The 19,144-nt window shown below is 63.5% G+C and carries 18 protein-coding genes; 4 read left to right on the forward strand and 14 right to left on the reverse strand.

Annotation, left to right across the window (positions count from 1 at the left end):
- Positions 1-76 precede the first annotated feature (76 nt).
- Positions 77-2,062 carry a hypothetical protein gene (locus FN835_RS04085; protein ID WP_142661936.1) on the forward strand — a complete coding sequence of 662 codons (1,986 nt, stop codon included), beginning with the start codon at positions 77-79 and terminating at the stop codon, positions 2,060-2,062.
- 90 nt (positions 2,063-2,152) lie between these two features.
- Positions 2,153-3,646 carry a nucleobase:cation symporter-2 family protein gene (locus tag FN835_RS04090; RefSeq protein ID WP_142661937.1) on the forward strand — a complete coding sequence of 498 codons (1,494 nt, stop codon included), beginning with the start codon at positions 2,153-2,155 and terminating at the stop codon, positions 3,644-3,646.
- Here FN835_RS04090 and FN835_RS04095 read toward each other — a convergent pair.
- The 4 genes from FN835_RS04095 to FN835_RS04110 are packed head-to-tail and all read right to left on the reverse strand — an operon-like array spanning position 3,643 to position 7,357.
- Complete coding sequence (locus tag FN835_RS04095) at positions 3,643-4,503, reverse strand: transporter associated domain-containing protein (RefSeq protein WP_142661938.1); 861 nt, start codon at positions 4,501-4,503, stop codon at positions 3,643-3,645. The two genes, FN835_RS04090 and FN835_RS04095, sit on opposite strands and share 4 nt — an antisense overlap.
- Entirely contained in the window at positions 4,500-5,486 is a 987-nt protein-coding gene (locus FN835_RS04100) for a tyrosine recombinase (protein ID WP_142661939.1), read from the reverse strand. Before FN835_RS04100 ends, FN835_RS04095 begins: the two co-directional genes overlap by 4 nt.
- A gap of 4 nt (positions 5,487-5,490) precedes the next feature.
- Positions 5,491-7,128 (reverse strand): hypothetical protein, encoded by a 1,638-nt coding sequence (locus FN835_RS04105; RefSeq protein ID WP_142661940.1) that lies wholly within the window; start codon positions 7,126-7,128, stop codon positions 5,491-5,493.
- Positions 7,115-7,357 carry a hypothetical protein gene (locus FN835_RS04110; RefSeq protein WP_142661941.1) on the reverse strand — a complete coding sequence of 81 codons (243 nt, stop codon included), beginning with the start codon at positions 7,355-7,357 and terminating at the stop codon, positions 7,115-7,117. Before FN835_RS04110 ends, FN835_RS04105 begins: the two co-directional genes overlap by 14 nt.
- Before the next feature lie 169 nt (positions 7,358-7,526).
- Between FN835_RS04110 and FN835_RS04115 the strand changes: the two genes are divergently transcribed.
- Positions 7,527-8,063 (forward strand): shikimate kinase, encoded by a 537-nt coding sequence (locus FN835_RS04115; protein WP_142661942.1) that lies wholly within the window; start codon positions 7,527-7,529, stop codon positions 8,061-8,063.
- Entirely contained in the window at positions 8,060-9,169 is a 1,110-nt protein-coding gene (gene aroB, locus FN835_RS04120) for a 3-dehydroquinate synthase (RefSeq protein WP_142661943.1), read from the forward strand. Before FN835_RS04115 ends, aroB begins: the two co-directional genes overlap by 4 nt.
- A 6-nt stretch (positions 9,170-9,175) precedes the next feature.
- Here the strand turns inward: aroB and mnhG are convergent, their stop codons facing one another.
- The 10 genes from mnhG to FN835_RS04170 form a co-directional block, all read right to left on the reverse strand.
- Complete coding sequence (mnhG, locus tag FN835_RS04125; RefSeq protein ID WP_142661944.1) at positions 9,176-9,670, reverse strand: monovalent cation/H(+) antiporter subunit G; 495 nt, start codon at positions 9,668-9,670, stop codon at positions 9,176-9,178.
- Positions 9,667-9,948, reverse strand: coding sequence for a K+/H+ antiporter subunit F (locus FN835_RS04130; RefSeq protein WP_142661945.1), 282 nt, complete (start codon positions 9,946-9,948; stop codon positions 9,667-9,669). Before FN835_RS04130 ends, mnhG begins: the two co-directional genes overlap by 4 nt.
- Positions 9,945-10,433, reverse strand: coding sequence for a Na+/H+ antiporter subunit E (locus FN835_RS04135; RefSeq protein WP_142661946.1), 489 nt, complete (start codon positions 10,431-10,433; stop codon positions 9,945-9,947). Before FN835_RS04135 ends, FN835_RS04130 begins: the two co-directional genes overlap by 4 nt.
- Entirely contained in the window at positions 10,430-12,148 is a 1,719-nt protein-coding gene (locus tag FN835_RS04140; RefSeq protein ID WP_142661947.1) for a monovalent cation/H+ antiporter subunit D, read from the reverse strand. The genes FN835_RS04135 and FN835_RS04140 overlap by 4 nt, the downstream gene beginning before the upstream one ends.
- On the reverse strand, positions 12,145-12,489 hold the full coding sequence (locus tag FN835_RS04145) for a Na+/H+ antiporter subunit C (protein ID WP_142661948.1): 345 nt from the start codon (positions 12,487-12,489) through the stop codon (positions 12,145-12,147). Before FN835_RS04145 ends, FN835_RS04140 begins: the two co-directional genes overlap by 4 nt.
- A 4-nt stretch (positions 12,490-12,493) precedes the next feature.
- A complete protein-coding gene (locus FN835_RS04150; RefSeq protein ID WP_142661949.1) occupies positions 12,494-15,370 on the reverse strand; it encodes a monovalent cation/H+ antiporter subunit A in 2,877 nt (958 codons plus the stop codon).
- Between the two features lie 157 nt (positions 15,371-15,527).
- A complete protein-coding gene (locus tag FN835_RS04155) occupies positions 15,528-16,769 on the reverse strand; it encodes a type III PLP-dependent enzyme (protein WP_142661950.1) in 1,242 nt (413 codons plus the stop codon).
- Positions 16,750-16,986, reverse strand: a complete 237-nt coding sequence (locus tag FN835_RS04160) for an acyl carrier protein (protein WP_142661951.1) — start codon at positions 16,984-16,986, stop codon at positions 16,750-16,752. The genes FN835_RS04155 and FN835_RS04160 overlap by 20 nt, the downstream gene beginning before the upstream one ends.
- Positions 16,987-16,999: 13 nt before the next feature.
- Entirely contained in the window at positions 17,000-18,577 is a 1,578-nt protein-coding gene (locus FN835_RS04165) for an AMP-binding protein (protein WP_142661952.1), read from the reverse strand.
- Entirely contained in the window at positions 18,570-19,112 is a 543-nt protein-coding gene (locus FN835_RS04170) for a serine O-acetyltransferase (RefSeq protein ID WP_142661953.1), read from the reverse strand. Before FN835_RS04170 ends, FN835_RS04165 begins: the two co-directional genes overlap by 8 nt.
- Positions 19,113-19,144: the final 32 nt, after the last annotated feature.

Below are 19,144 nucleotides of genomic sequence, written 5' to 3' on the forward strand. Positions count from 1 at the left end.
GCACTTCCTGATATGCAGGCAAGGGCAAGGTTGCAACCCGCGACCTTCGTCTGGCGGAACGCAGGCAGGGGCCAATATGACACAGGATCACCCGCTTCTGGGCTTTCGGCAGGACCGCATCGGGGCAAGGTTGATCTGCCTTCTGGACATGATGCGGCTTTGCGAAAGGTTCGGCACTTCCGGGCGTTACCTGTGGCTTTCGCAACCGGACGGCCCATATCCCGAACTGACGGATCCGCGCGATTTCCTGTCGGATGCGGTCATCGCCAGCCATATCGATCTGGTGGATAGCCTCCCCGACCGCAGCGGACGCGAGGTGCTGCGCGACACCGCGCCCGGCATGAACTCTACCCGTTTCGCCGAGCGTTTGGCATCGGGTCAGGGTTTTCTGTGCGACTCGATGTCGGACCTGACGCGCTTTACCGATGAGACACCTGAGGCCGCCGCCCAGCAGGTGCGCCGCATCGCCGCCGGGCTGGAGCTTGCGCCCGCCATCCGCGATGCGCTGGCCCATGCCCGTGCCCGCGTAGCCATGGCGGGCGGTGGCCAGCCCATCGCCATCCACGTCCGGCGCGGCGATATTCTGGACGGCGATCCGTGGAGCTATTCCTGCTGGCCCAGCAAATATGTGCCGGATGAATTTTTCCGTGCCTTTGCCGAACAGACCGATGGGCCTGTCGTCGCATTCTCGGATACGCCTGCCGCGATTGCGCATCTGGCGCAGGGCAATCCGCGCATCGTGCCGGTCGCGGGGCTTTTCGACGATCCGGCGCTTTCGGTCGCGCAGCGCGATCTGTTGGAACTGCTGCTGATGGGCGAATGCTTCGAAGTGGGGGCGCCCAGCCAAAGCGCGTTTTCACAAGCCGCATCGGTCATCGGCGGTGCAAGGATCGTGCCGTTACCGGTCGCATTGCCGCCGGATGCCAAGGTCGCCGCCAATGACGCGCTGCTGCGCCGCGTCGTCGAAGCACCCGACAGTTTCTTCGCGCCGGGCGATCTGGCGCAATCGGTCACTTATGCCGCGCCCTATGCAGTTGCCGCCGGACGCGGGGCCGAGCCGGTCGAGGCACTGGCCGATCGCCGCGATCTGCTGGAGCGGTTCCCGTTCCTGTTTCGCGAACTGGCGGTGGCGGCCCTGGCCGTCGGACAAAAGGCCCGCGCCCGAAAACTGGCGCGACAAGGGCTGAAATCGCAGCTGATGCGCAATCGCGACAAGCCACAATGCCGTCAGGTGCTGATCGTGCTGGGCGAGGATGTTGCACCCGATGCACCGGAAGCATCGACCGAAACAGCTGATCTGCATGCGCAATTCCTGACGATGTGCTTTACCGGACGAACGGCGCAGGGGGTGATCGTGCCGTCACTGGCGCATCGGCTGATGTCGCAGCCGGGTGCGGCAGCGCAGGCGCTGCTGTTTGATCCGGCGCTTGTGCCCGATCTGGCCCGCGCAGGGCTGGATGTGCTGGCCCAGACCGAGGGGGACGAGGATCAGGGTAGCGTGCTTCCGCTATGGACGCTGCGCAGCGACTGGCTTGAACTGGTCGGTGATCCCGCCGCGCGACGTGAAATCCTGACACAGGAACTGCCGCGCAAGATCAGCTTCGCCCGTGACCTGCTGATACAGGTCGAAGCTGCGCTGCAAAAAGGCGAGCCACCGGAAAGGCCCGATCCGCTGGGCCTGCTGCGGCTGGGTTTCTGCGCCACGCAACTGCGCCTGCATGGCCGGCTTAAGCGCTCCTTCACGGTGCTGCATTGGCTGGACAGCGCGCAGCCCGATGATGTGCTGACCCATAAGCGCCTTGCAGATGCCTGTTTTGCGGCGGGCAATGCCAAGGCCGGGATGCGTTGGCTTGACTCGGCGCGTGATCTTGCCCCGGATAATGTCCTGCTTAAACTTTCAGCAGCGGTTCGCCTGATCGAGACGGGCGACCGCAAGGCTGCGAAGCATCTGCAGACGCAGGCAGCCGAGCTTTGGCCTGAGCTTGAGCTTGCGCGAAAGTTCCGTGGCCGCCTGAAACGCATCGAGCGGGATATGCAGGCGTTGCCCGAAAAACGGGCCTGACATCACCGGCCCTTCGACAGCGTTGCAAAAACGTTGCATTCGCCGGAAGCTGAATCCCAGTTGATCGCAAAGCGTATCAAGGGGGCGGGCATGGCAGAACAGGCACTGAAGGCAGCGGTGGATCCGGTCGATGAGGTGCTGCCACCCCTGCGAATGACGACATTGGGTCTGCAGCATGTTCTGGTGATGTATGCGGGCGCGGTCGCGGTGCCGCTGATCGTCGGGCGGGCGCTGAAACTTGCGCCTCAGGACGTGGCCTTTCTGATCTCGGCCGACCTATTCTGCTGCGGGATCGCGACGATCATCCAGTCGCTGGGCGTGACGCGGTATTTCGGCATACAGCTTCCGGTGATGATGGGTGTGACATTCGCCTCGGTCGGGCCGATGGTGGCGATGGCCAATGCCTATCCCGGCCCGGATGGTGCACGCATGATCTTTGGGGCGATCATCGGCGCGGGGATCATCGCGATGCTGATTGCGCCGTTTATCGGGCGGATGCTGAAATTCTTTCCGCCGCTGGTGACAGGCACGATCATTCTGGTCATCGGCGTCAGTCTGATGCGCGTCGGGATCAACTGGATTTTCGGAAACCCGGTCGGGCCGACAGCGCCCAAGATCATCGATCCGGTCGCGGCGGGTTGGCTGAACCAGCTTAAGGACATGGCGGGCAGCGGTGCCGTTCCCGCATTGCCCGAAGGGTTCAACGTTGCGCCTAGCGTGCAGAACCCGCTTTATGCCCGGCCGGTCAATATCGTCATTTCAGGCGTGGTTCTGTTGGCGATTCTGCTGATCGCCCGTTTCGGCAAAGGGTTCGTCGCCAATATCGCCGTGCTTTTGGGAATGCTGGTCGGCGCTGTGCTGACCATCCTGCTGGGTCAGATGACCTTTGAGAAGGTGGCCGAGGCGTCGTGGTTCGGACTTGTGACGCCGTTTCATTTCGGAATGCCGATCTTTGATCCTGTGCTGATCCTGACCATGGTGCTGGTGATGATCGTCGTAATGATCGAATCGACCGGCATGTTTCTGGCCTTGGGCGACATGACGGGCCGCGAGATCACACCAAGGCGCCTGACCGCCGGGTTGCGCACCGACGGTCTGGGCACGCTGATCGGAGGTATCTTCAACACCTTTCCCTATACCTCGTTCAGCCAGAATGTCGGGCTTGTCGGTGTGACGGGCATCCGCTCGCGCTATATCTGCGTGGTGGGCGGGGCGATCCTGATCCTGTTCGGGCTCGTCCCCAAGATGGGCGCCGCGGTCGAGGCGCTGCCGACCGCCGTGCTGGGCGGTGCGGGTCTGGTCATGTTCGGCATGGTCGCGGCGACCGGCATCCGCATCCTGTCCACGGTGGATTTCGCGGGCAATCGCAACAACCTGTTCGTGGTGGCGGTGTCGCTGGGCTTCGGGATGATCCCGCTGATCGCGCCCGATTTCAAACAATGGATGCCGCATTCGATCCACCCGTTGGTGGAATCAGGCATCCTGCTGGCGACCATCGCGGCAGTCGTGCTGAACGCATTCTTCAACGGTTCGGGCGGCTCGACCGATGATGCAAAACGCGCGGCCAGCATGGCCGATCATTAGGGTTGAAGCGGCCTGATGCGCAGCCGCGTCAGACGGTTTTCGCGTCGGGCCACTACCTCGATACGAAAGCCGCCAATGGAAAATGCCTGTCCCGGCGCGGGAATCGACTGGGCCATGTGAATGACCAGCCCGGCGATGGTATTCGCCTCGTCGTCGGGAAGTTTCCAGTCCAGCGCGCGGTTCAGGTCGCGGATCGTCATTGCGCCGTCTATCAGATAATCGCCCGCAGCGTTTGGCGTCAGGGTCTGCATCGCCTCGGCATCGTGTTCGTCGACGATTTCGCCCACGATCTCCTCAAGAATGTCTTCCAGCGTCACAAGCCCGCGCAGGCTGCCATATTCGTCAACAACCAGCGCGAAATGCGTGCGGCGTTTCAGAAATTCGCGCAATTGCTCGTCCAGCGGCGTGGTGTCGGGCACGAAATAGGGCGGCATCGCCACGCTGAGCAGGTCGAAATCTGCCAGCGCATCCGCGCCGTTGTCGCGCACGGCCCGGCTGACCGCACGCAGCAGGTCCTTGGCATGGATGACGCCCACGACATTCTCTCGTTCGCCGGAGAACACGGGCAGACGGGTGTGATGGCTGGCCAGCACCCGGTCCAGCACATTTCGCGCGGGCAGGCTGCTGTCGATCATTTCTATGGCCGAGCGGTGCAGCATCACCTCTTCGACGGCGCGTTCGCCCAGATCCAGCATTCCAAGAAACCGATCGCGCTGATCCTTGTGCGAGGGATCGGCAGGCGTCTCGGTTGCCAGCACATCGGCCAGCCGCTGTTCGACCGTCGCAATGGGCGGGGGCGCGCGCAAACCCAGACGCGCCAGCAGTCGATCAAGCGGGCCTGCAAAACGGCCGGTCATTCGTCGTCCTCATCCTCGTGACGGGTTGCCAGCGGATGGTGGTTCAGCACCAGATCACGCATCCGGGCGTCGATGACATGGGTGTAAATCTCGGTCGTGCCCAGATCGGCATGACCCAGCAGGCTTTGGATGGCGCGCAGATCCGCGCCGCCTTCAAGCAGATGGGTGGCGAATGCGTGGCGGATGACATGGGGCGAAACGCGGGCCGGATCAATCCCCGCCGCCAGTGCCAACTGGTTCAACAGCCCGTTCATCGCCTGCCGCGTCATATGGCCTTCGGCGCTGGGGGCGGGAAACAGCCAGCGCCCGCCCTTTCCTGCGACCAGCTTGCCCAAGGGGGATACCGCAGGCGCCTTGTCCCGCAGCGTGATCCAATCGCGCAGCGCATCGCGCGCCGGGCCGTTCAGCGGCACCATGCGCTCTTTGCCGCCCTTGCCCTTGATCAGCAGCAATTGCGGATTGCCGCGGCAACCGTTGACCGGCAGCGTCACCAATTCGCTGACGCGCATACCCGTGGCATAGATCATCTCGAACAGTGCCAAATTCCGTGCCCGCTCGGTCGCATTGCGGCCAAGCTGGGGCAGGGCGTCCAGCAGCGCCTGCACTTCGGTGCGGTCCAGCGTGCGGGGCAAGCGTTTGGCCCGGCCCGGTCCGGCGATGCGACCGGCGGGATCGTCTTCGCGCCAGCCTTCCTCAAGCGCAAAGCGCGTCAGCTGACGGATCGCGGAAAGACGGCGGGCACGCGTGGCCCGCGACAGCCCCTGTGCATCGCAATAGACCAGATAATCTTCGATCTGATCGCGGCTGACCTGCAAAAGATCGCTGTCATGCCCCACCAGCCAGGCCGAGAAATCGGCCAGATCGCGGCCATAGGCCAGCAGCGTATTGCGGGCCGCGCCCGCCTCGGCGGCCTGCGCATCCAGAAATGCCGAAATCCGGCGACGGTCGCCGGGATCTGCCGCGCTTCCAGAACCGCGGGGCATGGCGTCAGGGCTCCGCCATCAGGCCGCCGGGTCCGGCAGTCACCATGGGCGCAAGGATCAGTTCAACCGCAGCCTGACGGGCAACTTCGCCCTGATCCAGCGCGCGCAGCGTGCGCAAACCCTGGGCTGCGCGGGCCAGATCGCCGTCCAGACCCGCATCCGTATCCGCGATGGCGTCAAGCAACGCCTCTCCGCGACGATTGCCCGTGATCTGCTGGGCAGGCCGCTCGGCAAGGGGTGTATCGGCGCGAAAGGCCTGCAGCAGAACGCTGGCCCGATCGGCGCCATTGCCCGAGGGTGGGCGGGCGTCGGCCAGACCGCTGGCGAAATCCAGCAACCACAAGTCAAAGGGCTGCGCATCCGCCGAAGGTTCGGACACCACCTGCCATTGCCCCGATTGCAGCGCCAGCCATAGACCGATCTGCCCGGCACGCCCCGGCAGGGACATCGCGCCGATCTCGGCCCCGACCATATCCGCCAGCGCGGGACCAAGCCCAGCGGCGACCATCAGATCAAAGGCGGGGGGCAACGCAGCCTCGATCCCAGCGCGGTCGCGCGTGGACAGGGCGTTTACCAGCGTCTGGATAGCGGCGGCCCGGTCCCACACCCCGCCCGAGGCGGCGGGCTTTTGTTCGACGTAGATTTCGCGCAGGCGGGAGGACGGGATCGCTCCGGCACGGGCCAGCCGTTCCGCCGCATCCAATCGCGCCTTCCAGCCGCCATTCTGGTCCAGATCGGCCAAGGCAAAGGCCAGCGGCAGGTTCGAGGACGGCAGCGGTTGCCCGATGGCTTCGTGCAGGCGCAGGTCCAGCGGCGTCACGACGCTGGGCGGTGGCAGCATTTCAGAGGAATCCGAAAAACCGTCATCCAGATAATGCGCCAGCAAGGTCGCCATTTGCGGATCAATCTGCCCCAAACCGTCGGCGCCGTGGAACACCAGCGCTGCCGCGGCCCAGTCGCCGCCCATCGCGAGGCAGAAAATCCGCGCGGGGAAACTGGGCGCGACGCCGGGCGTCCGGTCCATGATCGCGCAGGCCTCGGCCTCGTCGCCGGACAGCAGGGCGATGTCGAACAACCTGCGGAAGCGTTGGGGATCTGCGGGGCCGGCGGTCAGCAACAGTTCCTTGGCGGCGCCGGTGGCACCCATGTCCAAAAGCTTGTCCACGCGGGCCAGAAACAGCGCGCCTTCGGTGCCCGGCGCGGCCTTGGGGGGCTGAAGCTGGGCGGCCAACAGCCGCCGTTCCAGCCGCCGCAACATCGGCAGGCGCGGGTTCGAGGCAAGCACCTGCTGCGCCAGCACCATGCCGTCACTGTCGCCCCAAAGCGTATCCGGCAGGCCAGCAGTGCGCGGCGAAACCGTGCCCTTGCTGTCGGGATTGCCCTGACCCAGCCGCGTGACGCCCACGGGTTCGACCGCACCGCTGGGTGCGATCTGCTGGCGCGATTTGCGCTGCAATTCCTTGGGGCGCGGCTCTCCGGGTCGCCACGCCGAGACGGTTCCCGGCTGCTGGATGCTACCCGAAAGCCAATCGCTTGCCGACAGCGGTGGTCGGGCAAAACCCGGCCCGGCGGCCCATGCAAGACAGGCCGCAGTCGTCATCAGCCCAAGGCCGATCTTTTGTCTGACATTAGTCGAGGACATCTTGACTCGTGGTCGAGGGACCGGATTGCTGTGATGGTGCCGGATCGGCGGGTGCGGCAGGGGCCGGTTCGACCGGCAAGGCAGGCGCGGGCGTAGGCGCACCAAGGTCAAGCTCGACCGGCACCCGTGTTTCGCGCGGGTCGGCCGTCATGTCGCCGAAATAGGCATAGCCGGTCAGGCCAATCAGGCCCAGAATCACCAGCACCAGAACCACCCGCAAAAGCCTCATAAACTGTCCCTTTCCGCCTCAAATGCGTTCGTAATGGCCGGTCTTACGCCGGCTCGCGCGAAATATATATGGCATTTCCCGAAAGATCACGCCATTCAGTGCCACCAAGTTGCTGGTCGTGTTTCGGGCGGCCAGGCAGGGGACTGATGGCGTGGCTGACGGGGGGCTGATGCGGCGAAATATCGTGCTGATCGGGATGATGGGGGCGGGCAAGACCGCGATCGGGGCCGAGCTTGCGCGGCGTCTGGGTCGTCCGTTCTGGGATACCGATGCCGAAATCGAACGCGCTGCCGCCATGACCATCCCCGAGATTTTCGCCCGTGACGGCGAGGAATTCTTTCGCGCCCGCGAATCAGAGGTGCTGTCGCGTGTGCTGGCTGCGGGCGAGGGTATCGTCTCGACCGGGGGGGGCGCGTGGACGCGAGAGCCGAACCGCCAGCGCATCAGTGATGCAGGCGTCTCGATCTGGCTGGACTGCGATGCGGATACCTTGTGGCACCGGGTGCGTTCACGTCCGACGCGACCGCTTTTGCAGACGGCCGATCCGCGCGGCACGCTTGAACGCATGTTGGCAGAACGCAGTCCGATCTATGCCCTGGCCGATCTGCGCGTCACCGCCGGGCGCAGCGACAGCATCGACGATACGACTAACCGGGTCATCGACGCGATCAACGCCCACCACCCCCAGATACTGGAGACGAAATGACCACGACCGAGACCGTGCATGTCGATTTGGGTGCCCGTTCCTATGACGTGCGCATCGGTCAGGGGCTGATCGACCACGCCGGGGCCGAGATCGTGGCACTGGCTGGCAAGCGCCGTGCGGCGATCCTGACCGATGAAACGGTCGCGGCGCTGCATCTGCCACGCCTGCAGGCCGCCCTGGCTGCCCAGGGGATCGAGGCGCAGGCGCTGGCATTGCCTGCCGGAGAGGCGACGAAATCCTGGGATCGTCTGGGTCAGGCCGTGGAATGGCTGATCGCACAAAAGATCGAACGCAAGGATCTGGTCATCGCCCTTGGTGGCGGAGTGATCGGTGATCTGGCGGGTTTTGCGGCGGCGATCCTGCGGCGCGGCGTGCGTTTCGTGCAAATCCCGACCACGCTTCTGTCACAGGTTGACAGCTCGGTCGGCGGCAAGACGGGCATCAACAGCCCGCAAGGCAAGAACCTGATCGGCGCGTTCCATCAGCCCGCACTGGTTCTGGCCGACATCGACGTTCTGGGCACGCTGCAACCGCGCGATTTCCGCGCGGGCTATGGCGAGGTCGCGAAATACGGTCTGCTGGGCGACGAAAGGTTTTTCGAGTGGCTGGAAACGGCGGGCCCGACGCTGGCCCACGATCCGCAGGCGCTGCAACGCGCCGTGCGCCATTCCGTCGCGATGAAAGCGGGTATCGTCCAGCGCGACGAAACCGAACAAGGCGAACGGGCGCTGTTGAACCTTGGCCATACCTTTGGTCATGCGCTGGAATCGGCCACCGGATATTCCGCGCGGCTGCTGCATGGCGAAGGCGTCGCGATCGGCTGCACGCTGGCATTCGAGCTGTCGGCCCGGATGGGCCTGTGCAGTCAGGAAGCGCCGTCCCGCGTAGCCGCCCATTTCGCCGCGATGCAGATGCCGTCGCGCATCGCCGACATCCCCGGCGATCTGCCCGATGACGAGGCGCTGATTGCGCTGATGGGTCAGGACAAAAAGGTGCAGGACGGCAAGCTGCGCTTTATTCTGGCGCGTGGCATCGGGCAGTCCTTCGTGACCGATGCAGTGGCGCTGGACGATCTGCGCGCGGTGCTTGCAGCCTCGCGCGCATAGGTCTTTTCAGTCTGTCGGATCGTGCAGGTCGTCAGGGTCGCGTAATTCCCGCGTTTCGGCCTTGGTATGGGGCAGCACGCTTTTGTCCAGCATCCCCTCGCCATAGCCGGATACGTCGCGGGGGCCTTTCTTGCCGCGTTCGCCGGGCGGGATGCGTGGCGGGACAAGTTCGTCATGCCCCAGCTTGGTGTCGCGGTCGCGGCGAAGCGCGGCGCGTCCCAGCATCAGCAGCGTCACGGGTGGGGTGATCAGCATGAAGATCCCGATGACCAGTTCATGCAGGACCGGGCGTTTCTCGATCAACGAAAACATCGCCATCGAACCCACGACGATCAGCAGCGTGCCGTAGCTATAGGCCATCGTGGGGGCATGAAGCCGCTGGTAAAAGCTTTTCAGCCGGAACAGACCGATGCTGCCCAGCAGCGCCAAGGTCGAACCCAGCACCACGAACAGCGCGATGATGATGGCCGCGACGGGGGGAAGCTGTTCCAGATGTCTCATTCGATCACCTCGCCCCGCATCAGGAATTTTGCGGCGCAGACCGTGGTGACGAAACCAAGCACGGCGATGACCAGCGCGCCCTCGAAGAAAAAGACGTTGCCGTTGCCCATGCCGATCAGCAAGAACAGCAGCATGGCCTGCACATACATGGTGTCGAGGGCAAGCACCCGGTCTTGCGCGCGCGGACCGCGCAGCATCCGCCAGCACGCGATGCCAAGCGCAAGGATCATCGCGATCTGGGCATAGGTCAGGGCATATTCGAGGATCATCGCGCTCATTCGAATATCTCCATCAGCAGGGTTTCGTAGCGGTCGCGGATCAGGGTCTGCCAATCATCCTCGCTGCGCAGGTCAAGGACGTGCAGCAGCAGGTAGCCGTCCTCGGCCTCATATTCCAGCCAGGCGGTGCCGGGTGTGGCCGACAGGATGATTGCCAGCAGGGCCAGCGCGTTCTGGTCGCGCAGGCGCAGTTCCAGTTCGACGAAACCCGAATGATAACTGGGGTGCCCCGGCCCAAGCAGCAGGATGCGTGCGACTGCGATATTGGATTTCAGGATGTCCCAGACGACCAGCGCGGCCAGACGGGGGATCGCCCCCCAGCGACGGATGCGCGGGGTCGGGGGATGCAGGCGGTTCACGACCCAGCCCGCCAGAATGGCGATCGCCGTGCCCAGCACCAGATGGCCCAGTGAAAAACGGGTCAGCAGCAGCCAGACAAAGACCAGCGCGGCGGACATCAAGGGATGCGGGATCAGGCGCGTCACTGCTGCTCCTCCACCGGCATTTCATCGGGGGCGAGGTTCTGGACCGGGGCCGCATCGACACGCTGCGCCTGATGCAGCACCGTTTCGCGATAGATGGACGGGTCCAGCAGGGCGGTCGCTGTCGCCCGCGTATAGCCCAACACCGCATCGGCGCGGATGGTCAGCAACAGCAGCATCCCAAGCAGCATCAGCACCGGCGCAATCTCTAGCGCAAGGATGCGTGGCGACGGGCCTTGTTCTGCCCAGAACCGCCGGATGCCAAAGCGGATCAGCGCAATCAGCGACCCAAGTCCGCACAGGATCAGCATGGCCGAAAACACCCAAAGCATCGCCGGAACATGGCCCGCGATCGAGATATTTTCCTGAAACGCCCCGCGCAGCATGGCGAACTTGCCGATAAAGCCGGGCATGGGCGGCAGCCCCGCCAACATCGCCGCGATCAGCGAAAAGCAGATTGCCATGGTCAACCAAGACACGGTGCGGGCGCTGGCCGGGTCGGGGGTATCTTCGACCGTATCCAGCCCCATCGGTGTCCATGCCCACATCTGCGCATCGCCCTTGGACGGTTCTTCTTCGGCGGGGGCATCGTCGTCCTCGCCCTCGTCATCGCGCGAGACGGGCTCGGCGATCAGGAAAAAGGCCGAAACGGCGGCGGTCGAGCCGATCAGGTAGTAAAGCGCGCCGCCCAGCAATTCTGCTCCGCTGCCCGCCTGCGCAAAGCCCACCGCCGTCAGCACAGTCCCCGAGGAGATGATTGCCAGATAGCCGCCTTTACGTGCCAGATCAGGCGTGCCCATGATGCCTATCATGCCAAAGCCCATGGTCAGCACGCCGCCAATCATCAGGACCGGCGCACCAAAGCCTGCGGATTCGCCCGCGCCGGGGCCAAGGATCAGCAAGGACAGGCGCAGGATCACATAGACCCCGACCTTGGTCATGATCGCCATGATTGCCGCAGCAGGCGGCGATGCCGCGCCATAGGTCGGCGGCAGCCAGAAGCATAGCGGCCATGCCGCCGCCTTGACCAGAAACGCCACGCCAAGAAACGCCGCCGCCGCGTGAAACAGCAGCCGTTGCGCGTCGTCCAGCGTCGCGATCTCGCGTCCGATGTCCGCCATGTTCAGCGAACCGGTGGTGCCATAGACCAACGCCACGCCGATCAGGAAGAACAGCGAGGCGGCCAGGTTGACGGCGATATATTGCAACCCCGCCTTGATCCGGTCCGGCCCCGACCCGTGCAGCATCAACCCGTATGATGCCGCCAGCATCACCTCGAAGAACACGAACAGGTTGAACAGATCGCCGGTCAGAAAGGCGCCGTTCACACCGGCCAGCAGGAACTGGAACATGCTGTGATAGTGCTGTCCTTTGCCGTGCCAGCCTGCGGCGGCATAGATCAGCGAAGGCGCGGCCAGCAACGCGGTCAGCATGACCATCATGGCCGAAAGCCTGTCCAGCACCAGCACGATGCCCACGGGCACCGGCCAGTCGCCAAGGCGGTAAAGCTGGACGACCGTTTCGCCCTGATCGGTCAGCGATTTCGCATCCGTCATCAGCTCGGTCGAGCTTAGGAACATCAGGCCGACCGCGACCAGCCCCATGACCAGCTTGGTCTGGCGGTTGCGGTCGTTGTAGAACAGCATCAGCGCACCCGCGACCATCGGGATCAGGATGGGCGCGATCAGCATGTGGTTCGGGACGGTATCGGGGCTCATTGGCTGCGCTCCTTTCCGTCAACATGGTCGGTGCCGGTAATCCCGCGCGACGCAATCATCACCACCAGAAACAGCGCGGTGGTGGCAAAGCTGATGACGATGGCCGTCAGCACCAGCGCCTGCGGCAGGGGATCGGCATAGGCGGTCGGATCGACAAAGCCGCCCTTGGGCATAATCGGGGCCGCGCCGACATAAAGGCGGCCCATCGCAAAGATGAACAGGTTGACGCCATAGGCCAGCAGGCAAAGGCCCACGATGACCTGATAGGATCGTGGACGCAAAAGCAGCCAGACACCGGAGCCGGTCAGGATGCCGATGGCAATGGCAAGGATCAGTTCCATCGGTTTACTCCTTTTCCTCGGCGTCGCTGGGGCGCGTGCGGGGCGCGACGCGCAGCGACTGGTGGGCAATCGCGATCAGCATGATGACGATGGCCCCGACCACCAGCGAAAAGACGCCAAGGTCGAACAGCATCGCGGTCGAGGCGGGAACCTTGCCGATCATCGGAATGTCCAGATATTGGTAATGCGTGGTCAGGAAGGGCATCCCGAAGATCCACGATCCGGCCCCGGTCGCCGCAGCGATGCAGATGCCCGCACCCATCCAGCGCACGGGCAGGATGGTCAGGCGCGCCTCGACCCAGCGGACATTGGCTGCGACATATTGCAACAGCAGACCGATCGCGAAGGTCACGCCCGCCGCAAAGCCGCCGCCGGGCAGATCGTGGCCGCGGAAGAACAGATATGCCGCAAGCGCGATGATCGGCGCGAACATCCACTGCATGATAACGGCAGGCACGAACAGATAGGATTCCAGCGCCTGCTCCTCGGCCTCAAGCTGGGGACGGGGGCGTTCGACGCTTTCAGGAGCGGGACGGAAGCGGCGCAGCAGCGCATAGACGGTCAGGCCCACGATCGCCAGAACCGCAATCTCTCCGAATGTGTCGAATGCGCGGAAATCCACAAGGATCACGTTGACAACATTCGTGCCGCCACCTTCGACATAGGAATGGCGCAGAAACCAGTCGCCGACCGAGTTGCCGGGCTTGGTCAGCAGCACCGCCAATGAAATGGCGGTCATGCCGACACCACAGAACACGGCGATCAGCAAATCGCGAAAGCGGCGCAGGCGAGGCGAGAATTTCTCATCCCCCGGAATTTCCTGATCGCGTTTCGGCAGCCAGCGCATTCCCAGCAGCAACAGCGTGGTCGTTGCGATTTCGACCAGCAACTGCGTCACGGCAAGGTCGGGGGCAGACAGCCACACGAATGTCGCGCAGGTCACCATGCCCGCACCGCCCATCAGGACCAGCGCGGCAAAGCGGTGATACTTGGCCTGCCAAGCGGCACCGATGGCGCAGGCCCCGCCCACGATCCACAGCAGCGCGAAAACCAGTTCGCGGCTGTTCACCTCGGGCATGGGGACGTTCCACTCCAGCGGACCAAGCGCGAAATAGGCGCCCGCCATCCCCATCAGAACCATCGCCCGCAGCTGCGCCTGCAGGCCATGCGCCGACAGCAGGCGCAGTGCGGCCTGCGGCAGCCGCTTGGTGAACAGATGCAGCGCGGGATCGAACATCGCGCCGAAGTTCAGCGCGCGCATCAGCGCCGGGCCTTCCTCGCCCGCGTCGATCCAGCGGCGTGGCAGCAGGTAGATCAGGACGCCCAGGCTCATGGCGATTATGCTCATGATCAGGGGGGCGTTCACGCCGTGCCAGATCTTGAGGCTGTAATAGGGCAGGTCTGGCCCAAGGATCGCGATGGCGGCGCTTTCCAGCCAAGGTCCAAGCATGACCTGCGGCGCGATGCCCACGGCCAGACAGATGGCGACCAGCAGCCCGACCGGCAGGCGCATCAGGTGATGCGGCTCATGCGGCTCATGCGGGAGGTCGGTAGCTTTGGGGCCGAAGAAGACCGTGATGATGAAACGCAGCGAATAGGCGGCGCTGAACGCGCCCGCCAGCACGGCAATATAGGGCGCGGCGTTGTCCAGCAGGCTGCCGTTGTGATGCGTATAGGCGGCATCAAAGAACATTTCCTTGGACAGAAAACCGTTCAGCAGCGGCACACCCGCCATTGCCGCCGATGCGATGATCGCAAGCGATGCGGTGATGGGCATGAACTTGGCCAGCCCCGACAGGCGGCGCATGTCGCGCGTCCCCGCCTCATGGTCGATGATGCCAGCAGCCATGAACAGCGATGCCTTGAACACCGCGTGGTTCACGATGTGGAACACAGCCGCGATGACCGCCAGCGGCGTGCCGATTCCCGCAAGTGCCGTGATCAGGCCCAGATGGCTGATCGTGGAGTAAGCCAGCATCCCTTTCAGATCGTGCTTGAACAGCGCGACGAATGCGCCCAGCAGCAGCGTGATCAGGCCGATCCCGGTGACGATCTGGAACCACGCATCGGTGCCGCCAAGCGCGGGGTGAAAGCGCAGCAGCAGGAAAACCCCGGCTTTCACCATCGTGGCCGAATGCAGATAGGACGAAACCGGCGTCGGCGCAGCCATGGCATTGGGCAGCCAGAAATGGAACGGGAACTGCGCCGATTTGGTGAACGCGCCCAGCAGGAACAGGATCAGCACCACCGGATAAAGCGGATGCGCCGTGATCTTGGTGCCCGCCTTCAGCACATCGTCAAGCTGATAGCTGCCGACGATCTGGCCGATCAGCACCATCGCGACCAGCAGGCACAGCCCACCCGAGGCCGTGACGACCAGCGCCATGCGCGCGCCGTCACGGGCATCCTGACGGTGAAACCAATAGCCGATCAGCAGGAATGACACGAGGCTGGTCAGTTCCCAGAACACCACCAGCATGATGATGTTGCCCGACAGGATCAGCCCCGCCATGGATCCGGCAAAGGCCAGCAGACAGGAATACAGCCGCGGCACCGGATCGTCCGGCCCCATGTAATAGCGGGCATACAGGATCACCAACATCCCGATCCCGGCGACCAGCACCATGAACAGCCATGCAAAGCCGTCGATGCGGAAGGTCAGGTCCAGCCCGATGCTGTCGGCCCATTCGAATTCGCCGATGATCCGCCCGCCTTCGGCGACTGCCGGGTAAAGCACCGCAAGGATTCCGAGTGCGACCGCCATCGTCAGCCCGGCAAGCCAAGTTTCGGCGTTTCGTGAGCCGACTGGAAGTGTGGCCGCAAGGGCAGCAGAGATGAATGGCGTCAGAACAAGCAGCAACAACAGGTTCTGTTCGACCATTCGGCATCCTTCGCAGGTTCAGGGATTTCGTGTCCTCATCATAGCCGTTGCCGACCTGAAAACACAACCGCGAGCCGTCGAAAATTATATGCCTTCTTCCCGTCGATGACACGTTTTTTATCGCATTTGCAACGGGATCGACGCGGCTATTTAAGCGTCAGCCATTTCCAAGCCGCGTGATGTCCTGCATTTGGCCGCCCGTCACCATGATCTCGGACGGCAGGGGGTGGCTGATGAAGTAAAGCGGGCTGGCCGTCGGGCCGTAGGCGCCGGCTGCATGAATTGCCAGCAGATCGCCTTCGTCCAGCCGCGGCAGCTCGACCGCGCCGCCCAGCTTGTCGATCGAGGTGCAAAGCGGGCCGGAGATGTCGTGCTTTTCGACCGGCAATGCGCCGTCCTGATCGCCACCGACGCGATGCATGACATAGTTGCGCCGCAGCACCATGCCGAAATTCCCCGAGGCGGCCAGATTGTCGTTCAGACCGCCGTCGCAGATCGCGATGCGGCTGCCGCGCGATTGTTTGACCGACACCACGCGGGTCAGGAAATAGCCCGCCGGACCGACCAGATGTCGCCCAAGTTCCAGCACCAGACGGGCCGAGGGGAAGCGGGCGCGGAAATCGTCCAGCTCCGGGCCGATGGTCGCTGCGATCTGGGACAGGTCCAACGCCTGTTCGCCGGGGTGATAGGGGATGCCCAGACCCGATCCGAAGATCAGCTTTTCCGGGCGCAGGTCCAGCGCCGAGCAGGTCTCGGTGAACACCTGCATGAAGATGCGCCAATTTTCGCAGATCGCATCGGGCTTCAGGCTTTGCGTGCCGGAATAGATGTGCAGCCCGATGATGCGCAGGTTCGGCAAGGCGGCAATCTGCGGCAGGATTTCGGCCGCATCCTCGACATCCACGCCAAAGGCGCTGGGGCGACCGGCCATCTGATCGCCAAAGCCTTTGGGCACACGATCGGGCGCAAGGCGGATCAGCACGGGCTGGACGCGGCCCAGTTCACCCGCGATGGCATCGGCCAGCCGCGCTTCGCGCAGGCTTTCCAGCACCAGTTCGCCCAAGCCCGCCTGAATCGCGGGACGCAGTTCGAATTCGCGCTTGGCCGGACCGGTAAAGCTGATCAGCTCGGGGTTCCAGCCTGCCTGTTGCGACAGCGCGAATTCCCCACCCGAGGAGATGTCCAGATAATCCAGACGGTCGCGCATCCAGTCCAGCAGTGCCGGACTGGGATTGCTTTTCACCGCATAGCTGATCGCGAACCAGCGGCCAAAGGCTGTGCGCAGCGCCTCAAGTCGCGACGCGATTTCGTCGGTAAAATAGACATAGGCGGGCGTGCCATAGCGCGCCGCCGCCTCGGCCAGATGATGATCCAGCGTCTTATCCAAGCGTTGCAACATAGCCCGAGATCCGATCCACCGTGTCGAAATTCTCAAGCGTCACGTCGCCCGGCTGGATGACCGAGCCGGTCTTTTCCTCGATGAAGGTAATCAGGCTGACCATCGACACCGAATCAAGCAGTCCCCCCGAGAAAAGCTCGGTCTGCCCGTCGATTTCTTCTTCGATGTTCAGTTCATCACGCAGGTATGCAAGCAGTTCTTGCTGGCTCAGGCTCATGGGTCTTACCTTGTCATTCACTTGGGACAGTGTCTTCCTTGGCGGTCCGTATGATGGCCGGACGGTCCAGCTTGCCGCTTGCCGTGCGGGGCATCGCGCCTTGCCATGCATGGAACCGCAATGGCCGCATATAATGAGGCATGGTCCTTGCGCAATGCGCCGCGAGCGCGGCCTGTTCGGCACCGGGCAAATATGTCACGGAAACGTGAACCGCCTGCCCGAAATCGGGGTGATCGACGCCGTAGGCCACGACATCGGTGACCAGACCGCTTTGGGACAGACCGTCCTCGACCTCGGTGGGGGACAGCCGGAAACCCAGCGTCTTTATCATCTCGTCCATGCGGCTGACGAACCACAGGTCGCCGTCCTGATCGACGCGGACCAGATCACCGGAATAGACCACGGGGTCGTCCCCCAGGAGATGCGCCAGTTCGGGGCAGGAGCGGATCTTCAGCGCCGTCACTTCGGGCTTTTCCCAGTAACCCATGCTGACCAGCGGCCCGGCATGGACCAGTTCGCCCTGTTCGCCGGGACCGGCGATCCCTTCGCCATGCTTGATCGCAAAGACCTGTGCATTCGGGATCTGCTGGCCGATCGAACCCATCTTGGCCGCGAATTTCGCAGGCGGCAAATAGGTCGAGCGGAAAGCCTCGGTCAGGCCATACATCAGGAAAATGTCCACGCCCGGAAATACCTTGGGCATCAGCTCAAGGATGTTCGGAGGGATCTTGCCGCCGGTATTGGTCACGCGGCGCAGCGCAGGCAGATCAGTCGGACTGGCATCCAGCAGCCGCACGATCTGGTTCCACAGGGGGGGCACACCCGCGATGGTCGTGACGGCCTGCTCCTGCGCCATGCGCACCACTTCGGCGGGCATGGTCAGTGGTTGGTGGACGATCGTGCCACCCAGCAGCATCATCGTCGTCAGCTGGTTAAGCCCTGCGTCAAAGCTGTAAGGCAGCACCGAAAGCAGCCTGTCATCCTGCGTCAGGCCCAGATACTGCGCGACGGAAATCGCGCCCGCGCGAATATTGCGATGGCTTAGCATCACGCCCTTGGGCGCCCCGGTCGAACCCGAGGTGTAGATGATCATCGCCAGCCCCAAAGGGTCGATTTCGTCGGGCGCAGAGCCACTGTCGGCGGCAAGCGCCGTCCAGAGGTCCGCGCCCTGGGCAAGACCCTCGGCCTTGCCTTGAACCAGAAATGCGGTGTCGGGCGACAGGGCATGATCGCCCTGAAGCGTCTTCAGCGATGCCTGCGTCAGGATGACGGCGCGGGCGCGGCTGTCCTTGGCGACATAGGAAAGCTGCGCGGGCGACCAATGGCTGTTGACGTTGACGACGACCGCACCGGCTTTCCATGCGCCGAACATCGCCGCCGCTTCGTCGATGCTTTTGCGCAGATGCACCAGCACGCGGTCACCGGGGCGGATGCCGCGGGCGCGCAGCCAATCGGTGACGCGCCCTGCCTCGGCCACGAATTCCGCATAGGTCACACTGCGTTTGGCATCGATTGCAGCGATTTTGCTGCCATGCTTGGAAAGGTTGTCGGCCAGCATGTGCCACATGGCACGGTCAAAATCGTTACACATCCGCCTTCTCCTGCTTTTTCGCCGCAAAGATCGGCAGGCTGGGATAGATTTTGGCCGGAGAGCCAATCACCACGCTGTCCGAAGGCACGTTGGTCGAAACCGCAGTATTCGCCCCGATCCGCACCCGGTCGCCGATCTTGATTGGCCCGAGAATAGTCGAGTTCACGCCGATGAAAACATCATCCCCGATGATCGGTGCGCGCCCACGCATATTCGTGCCGATGGTGACGTTGTGCATGACCCCGCAACGGTCGCCAATTACCGCTTCGGGGTGGATCGAAAGCGACCCTTCGGCATGGATGATGTGAAAATCCTCGCCCAGTTTGACCTGAGGCGGAATCCACACCTTGGTGACATTCAGGATGAATATCTTGAAAAAGCCGTAAAGCTTGTTTGCCAGCCAGCGTGCCGCAGGATTACGGATGCCCAAAGCCCAGTGGCCATAGCGATAGATCGCCAACGAAACAAAGGCGGCTTCGGTCAGCGAGCGACCGTGGCGGATATAGTCGCCCTTGACGACTTCAAACAGACTCATGCGAGTAACTCAATAACTTGGGCGGAATACCT

The sequence above is a fragment of the Paracoccus laeviglucosivorans genome, assembly GCF_900182695.1.
GTDB classification, from domain to species: Bacteria; Pseudomonadota; Alphaproteobacteria; order Rhodobacterales; family Rhodobacteraceae; genus Paracoccus; species Paracoccus laeviglucosivorans.

Bases quoted from the DNA above. Each gene is read 5' to 3' on its own strand.
- FN835_RS04085 (WP_142661936.1), top strand. From the start codon at position 77: ATGACACAGGATCACCCGCTTCTGGGCTTTCGGCAGGACCGCATCGGG.
- FN835_RS04090 (WP_142661937.1), top strand. From the start codon at position 2,153: ATGGCAGAACAGGCACTGAAGGCAGCGGTGGATCCGGTCGATGAGGTG.
- FN835_RS04095 (WP_142661938.1), bottom strand. From the start codon at position 4,503: ATGACCGGCCGTTTTGCAGGCCCGCTTGATCGACTGCTGGCGCGTCTG.
- FN835_RS04100 (WP_142661939.1), bottom strand. From the start codon at position 5,486: ATGCCCCGCGGTTCTGGAAGCGCGGCAGATCCCGGCGACCGTCGCCGG.
- FN835_RS04105 (WP_142661940.1), bottom strand. From the start codon at position 7,128: ATGTCCTCGACTAATGTCAGACAAAAGATCGGCCTTGGGCTGATGACG.
- FN835_RS04110 (WP_142661941.1), bottom strand. From the start codon at position 7,357: ATGAGGCTTTTGCGGGTGGTTCTGGTGCTGGTGATTCTGGGCCTGATT.
- FN835_RS04115 (WP_142661942.1), top strand. From the start codon at position 7,527: ATGCGGCGAAATATCGTGCTGATCGGGATGATGGGGGCGGGCAAGACC.
- aroB (WP_142661943.1), top strand. From the start codon at position 8,060: ATGACCACGACCGAGACCGTGCATGTCGATTTGGGTGCCCGTTCCTAT.
- mnhG (WP_142661944.1), bottom strand. From the start codon at position 9,670: ATGAGACATCTGGAACAGCTTCCCCCCGTCGCGGCCATCATCATCGCG.
- FN835_RS04130 (WP_142661945.1), bottom strand. From the start codon at position 9,948: ATGAGCGCGATGATCCTCGAATATGCCCTGACCTATGCCCAGATCGCG.
- FN835_RS04140 (WP_142661947.1), bottom strand. From the start codon at position 12,148: ATGAGCCCCGATACCGTCCCGAACCACATGCTGATCGCGCCCATCCTG.
- FN835_RS04145 (WP_142661948.1), bottom strand. From the start codon at position 12,489: ATGGAACTGATCCTTGCCATTGCCATCGGCATCCTGACCGGCTCCGGT.
- FN835_RS04150 (WP_142661949.1), bottom strand. From the start codon at position 15,370: ATGGTCGAACAGAACCTGTTGTTGCTGCTTGTTCTGACGCCATTCATC.
- FN835_RS04155 (WP_142661950.1), bottom strand. From the start codon at position 16,769: ATGTTGCAACGCTTGGATAAGACGCTGGATCATCATCTGGCCGAGGCG.
- FN835_RS04160 (WP_142661951.1), bottom strand. From the start codon at position 16,986: ATGAGCCTGAGCCAGCAAGAACTGCTTGCATACCTGCGTGATGAACTG.
- FN835_RS04165 (WP_142661952.1), bottom strand. From the start codon at position 18,577: ATGTGTAACGATTTTGACCGTGCCATGTGGCACATGCTGGCCGACAAC.
- FN835_RS04170 (WP_142661953.1), bottom strand. From the start codon at position 19,112: ATGAGTCTGTTTGAAGTCGTCAAGGGCGACTATATCCGCCACGGTCGC.